This is a genomic window from Thermococcus celericrescens (assembly GCF_001484195.1).
GTDB lineage: Archaea > Methanobacteriota_B > Thermococci > Thermococcales > Thermococcaceae > Thermococcus > Thermococcus celericrescens.
In genome coordinates, this window is sequence record NZ_LLYW01000032.1 from 16,349 (window position 1) to 31,878 (window position 15,530).

18 protein-coding genes and 1 pseudogene are annotated in these 15,530 nt (G+C 54.1%); 6 read left to right on the plus strand and 13 right to left on the minus strand.

The window, feature by feature from the left end:
• Positions 1–21: 21 nt before the first annotated feature.
• Positions 22–3,222 (minus strand): isoleucine--tRNA ligase, encoded by a 3,201-nt coding sequence (ileS, locus tag APY94_RS09250; RefSeq protein ID WP_058939359.1) that lies wholly within the window; start codon positions 3,220–3,222, stop codon positions 22–24.
• A 241-nt stretch (positions 3,223–3,463) separates the two neighbouring features.
• A pseudogene (locus tag APY94_RS09255) lies at positions 3,464–3,815 on the minus strand (hypothetical protein); the annotation flags it as partial.
• A gap of 124 nt (positions 3,816–3,939) precedes the next feature.
• Between APY94_RS09255 and APY94_RS09260 the strand changes: the two are divergent.
• On the plus strand, positions 3,940–4,557 hold the full coding sequence (locus tag APY94_RS09260; protein WP_058939360.1) for a DUF116 domain-containing protein: 618 nt from the start codon (positions 3,940–3,942) through the stop codon (positions 4,555–4,557).
• On the opposite strand, the gene APY94_RS09265 is transcribed toward APY94_RS09260, so the two are convergent.
• Complete coding sequence (locus tag APY94_RS09265; protein ID WP_058939361.1) at positions 4,541–5,371, minus strand: DMT family transporter; 831 nt, start codon at positions 5,369–5,371, stop codon at positions 4,541–4,543. The genes APY94_RS09260 and APY94_RS09265 overlap by 17 nt on opposite strands.
• A gap of 98 nt (positions 5,372–5,469) precedes the next feature.
• On the opposite strand from APY94_RS09265, the gene APY94_RS09270 reads away from it, so the two are divergent.
• The 3 genes from APY94_RS09270 to APY94_RS12965 are packed head-to-tail and all read left to right on the plus strand — an operon-like array spanning position 5,470 to position 8,200.
• Positions 5,470–5,997 carry a 4Fe-4S dicluster domain-containing protein gene (locus APY94_RS09270; RefSeq protein ID WP_058939362.1) on the plus strand — a complete coding sequence of 176 codons (528 nt, stop codon included), beginning with the start codon at positions 5,470–5,472 and terminating at the stop codon, positions 5,995–5,997.
• Positions 5,998–6,002: 5 nt separating this feature from the next.
• A complete protein-coding gene (locus APY94_RS09275) occupies positions 6,003–7,874 on the plus strand; it encodes an aldehyde ferredoxin oxidoreductase family protein (RefSeq protein WP_058939363.1) in 1,872 nt (623 codons plus the stop codon).
• A 14-nt stretch (positions 7,875–7,888) separates the two neighbouring features.
• Positions 7,889–8,200, plus strand: a complete 312-nt coding sequence (locus APY94_RS12965; RefSeq protein WP_083500644.1) for a MoaD/ThiS family protein — start codon at positions 7,889–7,891, stop codon at positions 8,198–8,200.
• Here APY94_RS12965 and APY94_RS09280 read toward each other — a convergent pair.
• On the minus strand, positions 8,108–8,416 hold the full coding sequence (locus APY94_RS09280) for a hypothetical protein (protein WP_058939364.1): 309 nt from the start codon (positions 8,414–8,416) through the stop codon (positions 8,108–8,110). The two genes, APY94_RS12965 and APY94_RS09280, sit on opposite strands and share 93 nt — an antisense overlap.
• A gap of 124 nt (positions 8,417–8,540) precedes the next feature.
• Here APY94_RS09280 and APY94_RS09285 point away from each other — a divergent pair, with 124 nt between their 5' ends.
• Together APY94_RS09285 and APY94_RS09290 are read left to right on the plus strand one after the other, a co-directional pair.
• On the plus strand, positions 8,541–10,271 hold the full coding sequence (locus tag APY94_RS09285) for a hypothetical protein (RefSeq protein WP_058939365.1): 1,731 nt from the start codon (positions 8,541–8,543) through the stop codon (positions 10,269–10,271).
• A 104-nt stretch (positions 10,272–10,375) separates the two neighbouring features.
• Positions 10,376–10,594 (plus strand): hypothetical protein, encoded by a 219-nt coding sequence (locus tag APY94_RS09290; protein ID WP_058939366.1) that lies wholly within the window; start codon positions 10,376–10,378, stop codon positions 10,592–10,594.
• Here APY94_RS09290 and cca read toward each other — a convergent pair.
• The 9 genes from cca to APY94_RS13395 all read right to left on the minus strand — a co-directional run.
• Complete coding sequence (gene cca / locus APY94_RS09295) at positions 10,517–11,884, minus strand: CCA tRNA nucleotidyltransferase (RefSeq protein WP_058939367.1); 1,368 nt, start codon at positions 11,882–11,884, stop codon at positions 10,517–10,519. The genes APY94_RS09290 and cca overlap by 78 nt on opposite strands.
• Positions 11,885–11,893: 9 nt before the next feature.
• Positions 11,894–12,448, minus strand: coding sequence for an RNA 2',3'-cyclic phosphodiesterase (gene thpR / locus APY94_RS09300; protein WP_058939368.1), 555 nt, complete (start codon positions 12,446–12,448; stop codon positions 11,894–11,896).
• Between the two features lie 66 nt (positions 12,449–12,514).
• Positions 12,515–12,823 carry a hypothetical protein gene (locus tag APY94_RS09305; protein ID WP_058939369.1) on the minus strand — a complete coding sequence of 103 codons (309 nt, stop codon included), beginning with the start codon at positions 12,821–12,823 and terminating at the stop codon, positions 12,515–12,517.
• Between the two features lie 183 nt (positions 12,824–13,006).
• The gene (locus APY94_RS09310; protein WP_157065517.1) at positions 13,007–13,330 is read right to left on the minus strand and encodes a hypothetical protein; all 324 of its coding nucleotides are present in this window, start codon (positions 13,328–13,330) and stop codon (positions 13,007–13,009) included.
• A gap of 11 nt (positions 13,331–13,341) precedes the next feature.
• A complete protein-coding gene (locus APY94_RS09315; protein ID WP_058939370.1) occupies positions 13,342–13,716 on the minus strand; it encodes a hypothetical protein in 375 nt (124 codons plus the stop codon).
• A 210-nt stretch (positions 13,717–13,926) separates the two neighbouring features.
• Positions 13,927–14,391: a phosphoribosyltransferase gene (locus APY94_RS09320; RefSeq protein WP_058939371.1), complete on the minus strand. Its 465-nt coding sequence runs from the start codon at positions 14,389–14,391 to the stop codon at positions 13,927–13,929.
• Positions 14,392–14,516: 125 nt separating this feature from the next.
• Positions 14,517–14,936 carry a hypothetical protein gene (locus APY94_RS09325; RefSeq protein WP_058939372.1) on the minus strand — a complete coding sequence of 140 codons (420 nt, stop codon included), beginning with the start codon at positions 14,934–14,936 and terminating at the stop codon, positions 14,517–14,519.
• Positions 14,937–15,206 carry a hypothetical protein gene (locus APY94_RS09330; protein WP_058939373.1) on the minus strand — a complete coding sequence of 90 codons (270 nt, stop codon included), beginning with the start codon at positions 15,204–15,206 and terminating at the stop codon, positions 14,937–14,939.
• A gap of 83 nt (positions 15,207–15,289) precedes the next feature.
• A partial coding sequence (locus APY94_RS13395) for a hypothetical protein (RefSeq protein ID WP_058939374.1) occupies positions 15,290–15,530 on the minus strand: 241 nt, incomplete at its 5' end.

Here is a 15,530-nt window from a genome sequence, read left to right on the forward strand (position 1 = left end):
ATTGAAAAATTAGAAAAAGCCTCACTCCACCTTCTCAACCCCTATCTTCGCCTGAACCTCGGGCCACTCGACGACGTAGCCCTTTGCCTCACCGAAGACCACCTCGGTCGCCCTCGTCTCCCTCTCTATGTAGTCGAGGTTCTCCTGGAGCAGTTCGCGGTTCTCGTCGGTGGTCTCTATGGTGACGACTATCCTGTCGTTGACGTCGAGGTCGAGCCTCTTGCGCATCTCCTGTATCCTGCGGACGAACTCCCTGGCGAGTCCCTCAGCGAGCAGTTCCCTCGTGATGGTCTTGTCGATGAAGACCCTTCCGCCCTCGAAGTCCTCTGCAACGAAGAAGTCCGGCAGCTTCTCCTCTATGCTCAGGTGCTCCTTGGTAAGGTGGAAGGTCTCTCCCTCTATCTCGACGTCCATCTCCCCCTTCTCGTAGAGCTCTCTGCCGTGCTCGTTTATCCACGCTATCACGGGCTTGGCCTTGCCCTTGAACTCCGGCCCGACCTTGGCGAAGTTGGGCTTGATGACGAGCTCCCTCTCTACCTTGCCAACGACGACCTCCTTGGCGTTGAGCTGGTCGCGGAGTATTCTGTTGAGCCTCTCAACGGCATTCTTTACTGTCTCATCTTCGGTCTCTATGATTATCCTCCTGACCGGGTAGCGGAGCTTTATCCTGGCTTTTTGCCTGGCACTTGAGCCGGCCTCGACTATCCTCCTGACGTATTCCATCTCCCTCTCAAGTTCCTCGTCCCTCGCCTCTTCCTCGACCTCCGGCCAGTCGAGCATGTGGACGCTCTCCACCCCGACGAACGGCCTGAGCATGTTCTGGTATATCTCCTCGGCTATGTAGGGCGTGAAGGGCGCCATGAGCCTCAGCAGGACGTCAAAGACCTTCCAGACCGTGTAATAAGCGGCAAGCTTGTCCGGGTCGTCGCCCTCGACCCACATGCGCTTCCTGATGAGCCTCACGTACCACCTGCTGAGGTCCTCGACCACGAAGTGGTATATTGCCCTGGTGGCCCTCGTGAGCCTGAAGGTCTCTATGCCCTCGGTGACGTCGCCTATCAGCCCGTTGACCCTGCTGAGTATCCACTTATCTTCTTCGCGGAACGGAAGCTCCTCGGGCTTGAGCTTCGTCGGGTCGAAGTTATCCAGGCTCATGTAGGTGGCGCTCAAAACGTAGACATTCCAGAGTATGTTGAGCATCCTCTTGACCTGAGCCAGGCCCTTCCAGCTGAACTTGAGGTTCTCCCAGGGGTTGGTGGCCCAGAGCATGTAGAACCTGAAGGGGTCCCTTCCCTCCTTCTGGACGACCTCCTCCGGCCTTATGATGTTGCCGAGGCTCTTGCTCATCTTGTCGCCCTTCTCGTCGAGGACGTAGCCGTGCATCGCCACATGCCTGTAGGGGACGGTGTCGAAGGCTATAACGCTGGCCGCCTGCTGGGAGTAGAACCACTTGGTTACCTGGTCCTCACCCTCGACTATGAAGTCCGCCGGCCAGAGTTTCCTGAAGTTCTCCTCAGTTCTCGGGTAGTCAAGGGAAGCCCAGCTCGCTATTCCGCTGTCGAACCACACATCCACGACGTCTTTGACACGGCGCATCTCCTTGCCGTTGACCTTTATTATGAAGGCATCCACGTAGGGCCTGTGGAGGTCCTCCGGCCCGAGCCTCTCCTCTATTACCTTCAGCTTCTCTTCATAGCTCTTGGGAAGCTCAACCCTTTCACCGTTTATCTCAAGGGCAACGCTCTTCTCGACCAGCTCCCTGAAGGAGCCGACGACGTGTATCTCGCCGTCCTCGCTCTGCCATATCGGGAGCGGTATGCCCCAGTAGCGCTGCCTGCTTATGACCCAGTCGCCGGAGTTCATGACGCCGTTGTCGTAACGCACCTTGACCCAGTCAGGATACCAGGTCACCTTCTCGTCGTTCTCCTTGATTATGAGGTCCTTAACCTTGCTGACCTTGAGGAACCACTGGTCTGTGGCGCGGAATATGAGCGGGGTCTTACAGCGCCAGCAGTGCGGGTACTTGTGCTCTATCGTTCCGGCCTTCACGAGGTAGCCCTTGGCTTTGAGGTGCTCTATTATCTCCGGGTCGGCATCCTTGACGTAGGTTCCCTTCCAGTGGCCCTCGGTGTAGCGCCCCTCGTCGTCGACCGGGCTGTATACCGGCAGGCCGTACCCCCTGCCTATCTCAAAGTCCTCCTCACCGTGGCCGGGAGCGGTGTGAACCAAGCCCGTACCGTCGCCGAGGGTGACGTGCTCGCCGAGGATAACCCTGTGAGCCCACTCGTACTTCTCGCGGAACTCCTTCTGGGCCGGGTACTCGTCCATGAGTATGTGCACGTAGCGGAGTCCCTCAAGCTCCTCTCCCTTGAACTCCTCAACTATCTCGCCCTTAACGCCGACCTCGCTCAGAACCCTCTCAAAGAGGGCCTTCGCTATTATCCAGTACTCCTCGCCCTTCTCGGTCTCGACCTTAACCTTGGCGTAGTCGTAGTCTGCGTGAACGGTGACGGCGAGGTTGGCCGGGAGGGTCCAGGGGGTAGTCGTCCAGATGAGAAGGTACTCGTTCTCCTTGCCCTCTATCGGGAACTTGACGTATATGCTCGGGTCCTCCCTTATCTTGTACTCGCCGCGGACCTCGTGTTCAGCGAGAGCCGTCTCACAGCGCGGGCACCAGTGGAGGACGCGCTTGTCCTTCTCGAGGAGGCCCTTCTCGTGGGCCCTCTTGAGTGTGAACCAGCCCGATTCGATGTACTCGTTCTTTATGGTCATGTAGGGGTTGTCCCAGTCCATCCAGACGCCGAGCTGCCTGAACTGTCCGGTCATCACTTTGAGGTTGTTGAGGGCGAACTCCTTACACTTGCGTATGAAGTTGTCGACGCCTATCTCGGTTTCTATGTCCTTCTTGGTCTTGAGGCCGAGGGCCTGCTCGACCTTGACCTCTATCGGAAGGCCGTGCATGTCGAAGCCCGGCTGTCTGCGGACGTTGTAGCCCTGCATTGTCCTGAACCTTATCACCATGTCCTTGATGATCTTGTTCCAGGCCGTTCCGAGGTGTATTGCACCGCTGACGTAGGGCGGCCCGTCGAGGAAGTAGTACTTCGGGCCGTTCTGGCGCGCGGTCTTCACCTTCTCGTAGGTGTTGTTCTCCTCCCAAAAGCGCTCGACCTTTTCCTCAAGCTTCCCTGGGGTATACTCCCTAAACTCCGGTTCCTTTATCATGTCAAAACCCTCCAGAAATGATCTTTAGGATGGACTACCCTAGAACAGGGGGACTCAGGCCGCGAAACGGGCGAAGCGAAGGATAAAACACTCCCCCCTCATGGGCATCGGGGCAAAATTGGGAAGCGAGCTTATAAGGTTTTTGGGTGAGGTGCCCTTCCCGATGGACCTTGGTCACTTCTTCCGGGGTATTGTGGGGACCCCACTGGATTTTAAGGCGAGGACGATTTAAACCCGACGCCTCTTCATCTGGCTCACCTTTGCGCCTGCTCTCGTTCTTTATGACCTGAATCACGTAGTCTATGAACTTCCTGATCTCCTCGAGCTCCTCCTCAGGGATATCTTTGATTTTCCTATTCTTCGTCTTGTACGTCAGCAGCTTGAGGAGGGCAAGCCTTCCGAGCGCCGTCCTGGTGCCTATCTCCCCTCCTTCCAGTCATGTCAGATGGCGTTGGCTATGCCGTAGAACTCTGGGATGCTGTCAAGTCCCGGGTCTCCGACGTCTATGCCTCCGTTCCGAGGTACTTGTAGCGCTTCTCCTTGTCCTCGCTCGAAAACTCCTTAGTCCTCTCCCTGATGTACGCGTGCACCATGGCCACTACCTCCGGGAATTATCTACCCTCAAGAATTTATTAACTTTTTGTTTCTAAACCCTTCCCAAAGGCTTATATTTCCCCTGGGACGGAGATATCACAAAGGAGTGTGGCGGGAGCTGGAATGGGCATCGAAAACCTGATTGCAAAACTGCTTGCTTCCGGTGCCGACCTGAGCACGAGGAGCGCCGTCAGGGCGGTTCTGTCCCTCATGGGGGAGGATGAGGAGCTGGCCGATCAAATCTACGTCGAACTCAAAAACAGGGCATACTCCGAGGATTTTGCGAAAGTCCCTCCCGAGAAGAGGGCGGTCTTCATCCCACAGTGCCTCAGAAACTTCCGCGAATGTCCGGCGGAGCTTGGGGAGTACGGCTTTGAATGCACGAAGTGCGGACGCTGCCCTGTGGGTTCGATAATTGAAGTTGGTGAGAGGCTGGGCTATAGGCAGTTCTACATAGCCCCCGGCGGGAGCCTCGTCAAGAAGATTCTCAAGTCGAAGGTTCCAAAGGGGGAAATCAAGGCTGCCATTGGAATCGCCTGCTGGCCGGAGCTTGCTGAGGCCGCTGAGAAGCTTTCCCATCTCAGGATTCCTCTCCAGGCTGTGCCCCTTCTTCGTGCCGGTTGCATCAATACGCTCGTGGACGTCAAGCGCGTGGAGGAGATCCTCAGCCTCGGCATAATGTCAGAGAGGCGGGGGAGTAAGGTACCGTCCATCGAGTCCAGCCCTACCCTTGGTTTCTAATCTCGTTCCATATTCCCGCCATTATCAGCGCCGCACCCAGGTAGCCCTTGGCGCTTAGGATTTCCCCTATCGTTATAAACGCCGCTATGTGGCCGAATATGGGCTCCGCGGAGTAAATCAGCGCCGCTTTGTGCGCCCTCGTGTTCCTCTGGTGCTTCACCTGGAGTGTGAACGCTATCACCGTCGCGAAGACCGAGGTGTAGAGCACCCCTGTCCATGGCAGGGGGTCCGTGGGGAACGTGAACGGCTCGGCGACGAGGGCAAAAACCAGCGAAAAGACGAAGTTCCAGGTTATCTGCCAGAAGGCTAAGCTTAGGTAGTCCTTTTCCCCGAACTTCTGAACGAGGACTATCTGGAAGGCGAAGCTGAGGGCGCAGAGGACGGTGAGCATGTCCCCGTAATTGAAGTTCAAGCTCGCCCCCGAGATGAGGTAGAGGCCGGTTAGGGCTATTGCGAGCGAAGCGGCATCTCTAAGCTTGAGTCTGTCCCTCAGCAGGAAGTAGGCTATGAACGGCGTGAAGACGACGTAGAGGGACGTTATGAAGGCAGAGTTCGAGGCTGTGGTGTACTTCAGGCCGACTATCTGGAAGCCGTGGCCGAAGAAGAGGGTCGTTCCCAGAATGAAGCCCTCCTTAAAGGTCTCCCTTCGGAGAACCTTCGAGCGGAAAAGGATGAGCATTAGGAGGGACGCTATCCCGAAACGGTAGGCTAGGAAGAGAATCGGCGGCAGGTAATCGAGGCTAACCTTCATTGCCGGGAATGTAAAACCCCATATTGCCGTTATTCCCAGGAGGATTGCCTCGGAGCGGTTCATCGCTCCCTCTAACGTATCCCAGTTTATAAGGCCTTCGTCTGTGCGTTTTCACAATTGTTATATAGTTTTGGCCCCACTCATGGAGTTAGGTGTTCCTCATGGGTGATGATGTTGCTGAGAAGATGTGGATTCTGATAACCCCAGACAAGTGTAGCGGCTGCAGACTGTGCGAGGTAGCGTGTTCCCTGGAGCACGAGGGGATAATATGGCCAGAGGCATCGCGTATAAGGATATACGAGCTTCTGCCCGGCGTTAACGTTCCCCACACCTGCGTCCAGTGTCCGGATTATCCCTGCGTAGAGTCGTGCAACTTCGATGCGCTGAGCGTTGATGAGAAAACCGGTGCCGTGCTGGTGGATGAAGAGAAGTGCACCAAGTGCGGGGCATGCGTCCTCGCCTGTCCAGGCAACGTCCCGAGAATTCCGACTGGCAAAGGCAGCGTGGTAATCTGTGACCTCTGCGGAGGAAACCCGAAGTGCGTCGAGGTCTGCCACGAGGCCGGTCACGATGCACTGACGCTGGTGAAGGGCCAATACCGCTCGGTGTACCGGACTTTCGCCAAGGATCCGGTCGAGAAGAGTACCGAACTGGCAAGGAAAATGTACGGGGAGGAGTTTCTGGGGTGATGGAGATGAAGGGCTACGCTGGAAAGCTTCTGGACGTTGATCTGAGCACTGGGAAAGTGAAAACCGTTGAGCTGGACGAGGAGATGCTCCGCTTCTACGGCGGCAGGGGACTCGGTACGTACATCCTCTGGAAGGAGCTGGGGGAGAGGTGGGAAAAGGTCGATCCCCTCGGCGAGGAGAACCCGCTGCTTATCCTCACCGGCCCTCTGACGGGCTATTATCCGGGGATAAAGACGTCTGTGGTAGCCAAATCTCCGGAGAGCAACGGCATAGTGGGAAGCGTCCTCAGCAGCGAGGTTGGAATAGAGCTTAAAGCGAGCGGTTACGACGGAATAATAATCCGGGGAAGGGCAAAGGAGCCGGTTTACCTCTTCATCAACGACGACGAGGTGGAGATACGCGACGCTTCAAAGTACTGGGGCATGGGAGGAGTGGAGCTTCACAAGACCCTGCTGAAGGAAGTTCACGACGAGTTGAGGAAGAAGTCAAAGCTCCGTGGGGTTCCGAAGGAGCCGGCGATGATGTACATCGGCAGGGGCGGAGAGAAGAAGGTGAGGTTCGCCGCGATAATGAGCAAGCTGATGCACGCCGCTGGCTATGGTGGCTTTGGGGCTGTCATGGGCAGCAAGAACCTCAAGGCGGTCATCGTTAAAGGTAACGGCCCCCTGCCGGAAGTCCACGACAAAGAAAAGTTCAAGTCCATGCTCCGTGAGTTCCAGAGGGAACTCCTAACCCTCACCACGTTCCGCCAGTGGGGAACCGGTGCCGGAGGCTACAGCGTCGGCAAAGACCGCTCAAGCCAGCCGGTCCGGAACTGGCAGGAGGAGTACCACGACGACGAGAGGATAAGCGTGGTGAACTTTGAGCTCAAAGCCTGGATAAAGAAGTACTGGGCCGACTACGGCTGTCCGGTGAACTGCATGAAGATATCTTACCTCCGCTACGGCGAGTACAAGGGGGCCATAACGGATGCGCCGGACTATGAGCTGATGGCCTACATGGGAACCAACCTTGGCGTCTTCGAGCCGGAGAAGGTTGTTTACCTCTCCTACCTCGTCGATGAGCTTGGCCTCGATGGAATAAACGCGGGCAACGTCCTCGGCTTCGCTGCCGAGCTTTACCAGCGCGGAATTCTAACGGAAGATGACCTGGGCTTCAAGCTGGAGTGGGGCGACGAGAAGGCCTTTTCAAAGCTCCTTGAGCTGATAGTCGAGAGGAAGGGCATCGGAGAAATTCTGGCTGAGGGAACGTACCGCGCGGCAAAGAAAATCTCGGAGATGAAGGGCGTCGATGCTATGCGCTACGCCGTCCATGTCAAGGGTATCGGTGTCGGTGCCCACGGTGTAAGGAGCGACCTCGACTACACGAGGGACATAAGCTACGCCGTTTCGGTTCAGGGAGGCGACCACACGGCGACCGCTGGTTTGCCGGCGAGGAGCTACGAGGGCGAACTCGTTAATGCCTTCTACGACTCGGCCGTTATATGCATGTTCACGACGAGACCGGGCTTTGAGCGTATCATCGAGTTCGGAAACGCGGTTACGGGCTTTGAACTGACGCCGGAGAAGTGGTTCAACGAAACTGGCTTAAGAATAATCCACCTCCAGAGGATCCTGCTCCTCCTCGGAGGGCCCGACGTCCACTGGGATCCGAGGAAGGACGACGACAACCCGCCGAGGTTCTACGAACCCCTCCTGACCGGGCCGGTCAAGGGCAAGGCCCCCACCAAGGAGGAAATAAGCGAAAAGGTTCGCCAGTACTACGAGGAGATTGGCTACGATGAGCACGGTATCCCGAAGGAGGAAGTTTTAGAGGAGTTAGGCCTTGGAGAGGCCAAGCGTGAGGTGAAGCGCATAAGGGAGCGCCTTGGCCTTTGAGCCAGGTGGTCTGCATGAGGGTAACGCTGATACTCTACGGAGAGCATGCCCTAAAACACGGCTCGCGGAGGGAACTTGAGGTCGAAGAAGGCAAAAGGGTAGGCGAGCTCCTCAGGGAGTTAGGGATAGGAACGGACGAGCACCATATCCTCGTGAACGAGAAGAGGGTGGAGGAAAGCCATCCCCTCAGTGAAGGCGACAGAATCAAGGTGCTTCCGGTAGTCTACGGAGGCTCATTCGCCCGGCCCGTTGACGCAGGACATGTTCATGGCGAGCAGGCTTTCCACGTACCCCGACTCAAGGTTTTCCTTTATTTTATCCGCTAAGGCTTTGAACTCCTCAGGGGTGAGCGGTCTTTTGGTCTTCAGCCACTTAATTTTCCCGTCGTTCTTGTCGAGGATTACTATCTCCCCCTCCGTGATGAGGGGCACGTAGTTCATCTTTATCCCGTACAGCTCCTCAGCGAAGGTCAGCTTCGCCCTCATGAGCTCGAGGTAGTTCGCCAGGTCTTCGCCCAGAATCTTCCTGAATTCGCGCTCCATCTTCCCACCGGTCAAATCTCAATGCACAGGTTTATTAATCTATCGGGCACATATGGGTAAAAATGCTCTTTAATTTTTCCGAAATCCAAATAAGCGCCTGTGATGTATCACTCCCGGTGAGACAATGGAGATGAAGTACGCCCACCACTTCCACGCCTACCAGCCCGGCGACATCGTCTACGTTAAAGACGGTGACGGGGATAAGCCCATAGAGTACAAGGAGAGAAAAAGCCCCGTTGCGATAAGAATCCGTGGAGAAGAAGTCAAGGGCGAGAACTGGACGAGGGCGATGCTCTATTCCTACGAGCACATAGCCGATACCCTCTCGCGCATGAAGGGCGTGAGCATAGATATAGAGCCCTTCACGTTTCTAATGCTCCTCCGCTATCATAAAAGCGCCTTTGAAGAAACCGTTGAACTTCTCCGGAGATTTGACGCCGTCCCTACAACGCCATTCCACCCGATAGTTCCCCACCTTGATGAGTTTGAGCAGAGAATCCTGGCGAGGGTCTCCTTTGACTTCTACGCCCCGCTGATGGATGACCGGCCTGTAATCGGCTACTGGCTTCCCGAAGCGGTTATAACGAGAAGAACCGCCCAACTGGTTGAGTCATCGACGGACAAAAGGCTCGTCTTTCTCCTCGATGAGAGACAGCTCCTTTACGACTTTCCCCAGGCGAAGCACTCCTGCAACCGCTATTCAAGCTCCTTCGTCTTCGGGAGGGAGTGGCGCATAAGCGACGCCTTCGCCTTCAATACGCTTGACGTTCCCGGCCTGATTAGAGAGACCCTCTCCTACCACGATGACCACAAGGAGAACCTCGGCGTTCCCTATCTAATCTTCACGGCCAGCGACCTTGAGAGCCTCCTCGGAAACCCGGCACAGCTCGACCGCTTTACCGCTTGGATGGAGGGACTTGAGAGAAACGGCGTCGAAAGGGTCTCCGCCATGGAGTTCGTAAGGAAGAAGCTCTCCGGTGAGTTCAAGCGCCTTGACGGCGAATGTTCCTTTGAGATGCCCGTTAAGGACTACTCCGCCTGGAGCGACTACTTCGATTTAAGCCTCGACGGGAAGACGAGCGATTCCCGGTGGCTTGGCTATAGACGGGCCGATGGGAAGGTTTTTGCGAGGGAAGTGGGCGGAAGGAAAATCTCCCAGCTCTGGAAGGTGGCCTTCACAAGGCTCTTTGAGGAGCTCAACAGGGTCGTGAGGCTTGGTGTCCTGAAAGGCCTCGCGGAGCTTGGGGCCGATAACGCTGAGGAGTTCCTCGTTCGCTACACGAGGATTTTCTTCAGGGACTACTACGATCACTTTGACATGGAAACGTCTCTCGATTACGTCCTTGAACCTGTCTCCGGGGAGCGGAATGCCCTGAAGCTCGGCAGGATTTACTATCTTGCCCTCCTCGCCAACCACTCCTGCCCGCGCTTCTGGGAGAACCTGGATACGCGCGTTGCCTTCGGCAACGTCTCGGTCATGGCAAAGGCCCTCGTAGAGCTGATGGAGTACTTCGACGGCGATGAACTTCAGGGTCTCTTCATCGAGGCCTACCTCAAGCTCCTCAACTTCGAGAGCCTCTACCACCTCTGGAACCTCTCGGCGATGCCCTCGATGGAGGGCTGGGAGACGAGTGAGAAAGCGTGGCTCGATGCGTTAAAGCCCGAAGTCCCGGGCAGCGGATACAACGTCGTGACGAGGGCGGCACTCTACGTTGGAAAGCGCGATTTGAGGGACGAGCTGAGAGCGTTGATTGGGCACTACAACCCCGACTGGGCCGTCGCCGATACCGGCCACATCCCGGGCGAGGTTCACGGGGAGTGGGAGAACCGCGAGTGGTGTGAGCACCGGGGATGATATCCCTGCCCTCTCCGGGACGTTTGGTTATTTAATTTTGTTAGCCTAATCTTTAAAACTTCAGGGTACTATACAAAAACGACCCGGAGACAGGGGGGATGGTGTTGGAGGAAAAGAAACGCTGTGAGGGGGAGTTGTCCCTTCTGGGCCCCGTGTTGATGAAGCTCGGTGGAAAGGAGTACCTGAAGCTCAAACGCATACTCGAGGACGCGGAGAAGAAGGGGATGGGAAAGAAGACCCTTCTTCTAGCCCTTCAGATTCCACTTCTCTCTGCTCAGGAAGAGGTAGGCTTCGTTCTCCAGCTCCTTCGGGACGTAGTCTAGCATTATCCCGGCGTCCCTGATGTTTTCTCTAACGCTTTTCCCCATGGCAACCTGGTTCTTCTCCAGGAGTTCGAGGATAACCTCAACTACTCCCTCCCTGACAACTTTTTCCGCGAAGAGTCTCTTTCCTATAATCCACACCCTATCGTTCTTCCGGTAGAAGTCCCGGCCTCGCTCTGTGAAGAACTCGGGTCCGGGCTTTATCATCATCCTCTCCCTTTCCCTCCTGTCCACCTCGAGCATTATGAAGGCTTTGCTGCCCTCATGCCCAACGTTCCATCCGAGGACTTTGAAACCTTCCCTTGTGAGGGCCTTCTCAAAGCCCCGCGCGCTCCTCTCCAGCTGGGGGAGCAGGATGTCCTCCACCAGGCCCGGAGCCTGAAAGACCAGCGTCACGAGGTGGGTTCCCTTCCTCCTCAGTTCGGCGAGGTAGCTTCCGCTTTTCTGTCCCCGTGGGAAGAAGAACCCCTCGGATGGACCCTCCAGAAACTGGGCTGCTCTGAAGTAGAAAACCCCGTAGCGTTCCCAGCCCAGGTTTGCCGCGACGTTCCGCCTAGGGTCGACGGGGTCGATGACTATCAGAGGCCTGTCAGCCTCGGCCTCGCGCCTGACGGTTTTCATGGCTACCTCATGCTCCCGCTTGAGCCAGTTTCCCGGGTCTATTATCTTCTGCCTCAGCATGAAGTCGGCATTTTCAAGGACTCCGAGGAATGAGCCGTACCTGATGGTGAGGATCTCAGCTAAGTAACCGGAGAATCCGCGGATGTATATCTCGCTCCCATAGGCGTTTATGCCCTTCAAAAAGCGCTTGAGGAGCCTTACCTCGTCGTTCCTGCCCCTGAGGTTCTCAAAAACCCAGCGGTTGTGGAGTATCGAGCGGTCTACGGCAGTCTTCACGTCCCTCCAGCTTTCCACGTCGTAGCAGGGAACAAGGTCGACCTTCACGCCTCTGTACCGGGCCCTCACGTAGGGATGCTCCGCATAGGCGATTTCATAGGAGTCGAGTCTCTCGGCGATGGTCTTACCAAGTTCTAAACCTTTCTCCCGGAGCTCTTCCAAGGGGGTATCGAGGGGGAAAGCCAGGAAGAGGTCAACGTCGTGGTCGCCGGCCAGGTAGGTGTCCTTCGCGAGCGAGCCGACGAAGTAGGGCTTAACGTCGAGGCCTAGGCTTTCGATGGTCTCCTCTGCTATGGTCTCCAGTTCCCTCATTAGGCCTTCCACGAAGGCCCTCTCCTCATCTGTTGGGCGTATTCTCGGAAGAATTTTTTGAAGCACGGCCTCGACGTCCATTTCTACACCTCACTCGGCCAGCTCGAACCTCGCAACTGTCTCGTAGATGGGACCCTTCGGCGTCAGCGTGCTCTTCTTCAGCTCTATGGCCTCAACATCAAACTCGCCGAAGTCCCCGTTGGCAAGGTCTTTGAGAGCCATCGCCAGTTCCAGTTTGTCCCTCACGAACTTGACACGGCCGATGGTTATGTGGGCCACGAAGTCCTTGTCCTTCTTGAAGCCCAGCCTTCTCATCTCCCGCTCAACGTCTTTCGCTATCGCCTTTATCCCCTCGTCGTTCTCTATGCCCGCCCAGATGACGCGGACGTAGTTCGGGTTCGGGAAGACGCCGATGCCCTTAACGCGGACGCGGTGCTTCCTGTGCTTCTTTGCTATCTCCGCCAGGGCCTTCTTGACCTCCTCCGCCGTAACCTCGTCGATCTCCCCGAGGAACTTGAGCGTCACGTGGAAGTTCTCCCTCTCGACGAACTTTATCTTGGCTGATTTGCTCCCTATTCTCTCCTGGGCCTTTACGAGGTTGTCGCGGACTTCGTCGCTAACCTCAATGGCTATGAACGCCCTCACCGCTACCACCGAGAAAAGTTTGAAAGAGGGGTTAAAGAGATTTCGAGTCAACGTTTCTTCATGACGTCAAAAGGATTTTTTCGATGAGAACCACAAAGCCAGCTCTATGATGAGGCCGAGGAGCGTGAAATACTCCCTCCTGATGTTGATGATGAAGGCTAAGGCAAGCCACAAGAGCGTGAATGCCCCGATTGCTGTCAGTTCTCCCTCTGGAATGCTCCCATCGAGGTATCCCCCAAGCACGATCATGAAAATTAGTCCACCAATTTGAACCCACATCCATTGGCGGTTGATTTGTCGTGGGAAGTCCATGAATGCCAGTGCAAAAAGGAAGAGGAAGTAAATGAATGGAAGCACGAAAGTCCAGCGCTTCATGCTTTTCACCTCAAGGATTCGGTAAATGGTAGTCATTTTTAATTGTGTAGCTGGCTATTCTGAGGTATTTTAGAACGGGTTCGTACACATATCCTGGGGGTACCCAGCGCCAGTGATATTCCCATTTCCAAGCGAACCATATCCATAAGCAACCATATTCATCTAAAAGGTAGTGTCCGAATGCTATCCCCCTGCCAAGCCTACTATAGCTCCAACAATAGCTCCCGGCACATTGGCGAAGTAAGCACCTATGGCGGCTCCTAATGCAGTAGGCCCAACCTGAAGGATGAACGCTGATTTTGCATTGGAGAAGTGCAGGTGTGTAAGCTTATTGCCTTTGATTGAAACAGTGTCCCATGGTTCTATCCCATAGTACTCGTAATCTGGATGTGGGTACCGTATCATGTAGCCTTTGACAAAGTATACTCCATCCCACCAGTAGTGTTGCTGTGTATTATAAGCTATGGTAGTGGAAGGCTCTTTATTTATTAATGGCTTTGATATCAACTGTTTTGTTCTCAATCCGGGGCTATTATATTTATGGGAGTCCTTATGGAGTAATTGGCTCCTGAGGAATCTCTGACTGTCAATAGGTATGAGTTATCAATCTTGGTGGAGGTCATATAAACAACGTCTACCATCTTATCTGTAGTTGTGTTCTTGATTAGTATCGTTGCTTCATTGCCATTGGTTTTGTAGTCAATCAGTATGTCTCCAAAAATAAAGACCTGTCTTGTAGGGGTATTCACTAAGAGTCTAGTTGGGAGCTCTTTCATAACTACTACCTTTGCGTGAGGATCCTGGGCGGAACTTGACATCGCTGCCGCGCTTCCTACAGTTAACCCGACCATCAGCAGTCCCAACAGGACTGCCAACAGTGGCTTCCACCGCAAGTGGTTCACCTCCTTATAGTTTTTGCATTACTATTTGGATGGTTTATCCCTTATAAGCTTTTCCTTTTACTAATTGTAATTATCTTTTCTTTTTTTCAAGTATGAATTTATTCTAATTTATATTTCCCTTTTAGAACCGTTCAAAAGAAGCCTATGTAAAAGAGTTGTATAGACGTGCAACAGGGAGTGCGATAAGTGTAAAAGAAAACCTCACTCCCTCACAACGACCGGGAACTCCTCCCAGGGGAAGACTATCCACTTGTCGGTGCGGAAGACGTAGAAGTCCGGAACCACCTTTGTCCAGGGCTTCATGCTGAGGCAGGCCACCTTGACATCCTTCGCCCCGGCCTTCTTCACCTCCTCGATGACGACTTCGAGGGTCTTTCCGGTGTCGCTGACGTCGTCGACGATGACGACCTTCTTGCCCTCCAGCGAGCCGTGGAGCGGGATGGTTATCTTTGGCTTCTCCATCCTCTCCTCGATGTCCTTGTAGAACTTGACGTCGATGACCTTGACCTCAAGGTCGCCGAGGATGTGGCTGAGCCTCACGGCCGGGATAAGTCCGCCCCTCGCGACGCCGACGATAACGTCTGGCATGAAGTTCTTTCTCAGCTCATCGGCGAGCGCGAAGATGGCCCTGTCAATCTGCCACCACGTGAGATAGACTTTGTCCATGACAACACCTCCGAATAGCGTGAGTTCTTCAGCCCAAACTTAAGCTTTGGGTGATTGATGTGAGTTAAAAAGAAAGGCCTTAAAAAACCTATTTTGGCAGGAAAATGTTAAAAAAGTTTAGAAGACTAGCTGTCGTTTGGATTTGGGAACAGTATGTACACAGTTTTGTTTCTGAGGTCTATTTCATGTTCTTTCTCTGTGATTCCTCTTTTTAGTCCAAGTTTGTTAGCGATTCTCATTATTGAAATTGTTATTCCTCCAGTTTTCTGTTTTGTAACTGTGTAACCTTCTTGGCTATCCGTTGCCGTGAGTTTGAGAAGGATTTCTCCTGTATCTTCAATTATGCCCGCTTCGACTAGCACTTTGTCAACCATTGATAGGAAAGCGTTTACATTGCTGGAAGCCGGTATATATAGTGCAAGACGTTCTTTTCCGGTTTTTAGTCGCCCCATGCTTATCACTTTTATTTTCCCATCTGGGCCCTTAGCTCCTTTTTTCTTAGTAATTATCCACTTTGTTTTTTTCTCCAACTCCTTTAAGCTCATTTAAATCACCTCCTCGCTATTTATTGTTAAACTAAAAATTGGGGAAAATAAAGAAGTTCCCCATCTTTGGTTCCAATAAGGTCCAGCTCCAGGAGTTGTTATCCTTATTATCTGCATCTGCACCAATGTTATCACCATTATGATAATGTTGAGGCTGATGGTAATGTGCACTGAAACATCTACTGATACTCTTGTTCCAATCCTTCCAAGAATGGACACTACAAAGCTCATAAACCAAACAAGATAGAAAACCTGCTTGTAGCTCCTCATATCCACCACCTCATCGTAAGACTCAACACTACCATTTAAAAATCTTTCGCATCTACAAAAATAAAAGAAACACACAACAACACTCAGCTTATCACACACTTGCTCCATCCACACCTCGGGCAGGTGGCGCAGCCGCTTTCCATCTTCAGCTCCACCAGCTCTCCGTCCTTCTCATAGCATACCGGGCAGTACGCGATGCCCAGCAGTTCCTTTATTTTCTCCTCGGGGACATCGGAGGGTTCCGCGTGGTGGGGATGCTCGTGGGCCGGGGGTTTGGGCGCTGTGACGTGGGAGACCGAAAAAGTCAGCCCCGCGGGGGGATCG

What these genes read in the sequence shown, in the direction of transcription:
- ileS (WP_058939359.1), bottom strand. Translation starts at nt 3,222, where the DNA reads ATGATAAAGGAACCGGAGTTTAGGGAGTATACCCCAGGGAAGCTTGAG.
- APY94_RS09260 (WP_058939360.1), top strand. Translation starts at nt 3,940, where the DNA reads ATGGGCATCGAAAACCTGATTGCAAAACTGCTTGCTTCCGGTGCCGAC.
- APY94_RS09265 (WP_058939361.1), bottom strand. Translation starts at nt 5,371, where the DNA reads ATGAACCGCTCCGAGGCAATCCTCCTGGGAATAACGGCAATATGGGGT.
- APY94_RS09270 (WP_058939362.1), top strand. Translation starts at nt 5,470, where the DNA reads ATGGGTGATGATGTTGCTGAGAAGATGTGGATTCTGATAACCCCAGAC.
- APY94_RS09275 (WP_058939363.1), top strand. Translation starts at nt 6,003, where the DNA reads ATGAAGGGCTACGCTGGAAAGCTTCTGGACGTTGATCTGAGCACTGGG.
- APY94_RS12965 (WP_083500644.1), top strand. Translation starts at nt 7,889, where the DNA reads ATGAGGGTAACGCTGATACTCTACGGAGAGCATGCCCTAAAACACGGC.
- APY94_RS09280 (WP_058939364.1), bottom strand. Translation starts at nt 8,416, where the DNA reads ATGGAGCGCGAATTCAGGAAGATTCTGGGCGAAGACCTGGCGAACTAC.
- APY94_RS09285 (WP_058939365.1), top strand. Translation starts at nt 8,541, where the DNA reads ATGGAGATGAAGTACGCCCACCACTTCCACGCCTACCAGCCCGGCGAC.
- cca (WP_058939367.1), bottom strand. Translation starts at nt 11,884, where the DNA reads ATGGACGTCGAGGCCGTGCTTCAAAAAATTCTTCCGAGAATACGCCCA.
- APY94_RS09305 (WP_058939369.1), bottom strand. Translation starts at nt 12,823, where the DNA reads ATGAAGCGCTGGACTTTCGTGCTTCCATTCATTTACTTCCTCTTCCTT.
- APY94_RS09320 (WP_058939371.1), bottom strand. Translation starts at nt 14,391, where the DNA reads ATGGACAAAGTCTATCTCACGTGGTGGCAGATTGACAGGGCCATCTTC.
- APY94_RS09325 (WP_058939372.1), bottom strand. Translation starts at nt 14,936, where the DNA reads ATGAGCTTAAAGGAGTTGGAGAAAAAAACAAAGTGGATAATTACTAAG.
- APY94_RS09330 (WP_058939373.1), bottom strand. Translation starts at nt 15,206, where the DNA reads ATGAGGAGCTACAAGCAGGTTTTCTATCTTGTTTGGTTTATGAGCTTT.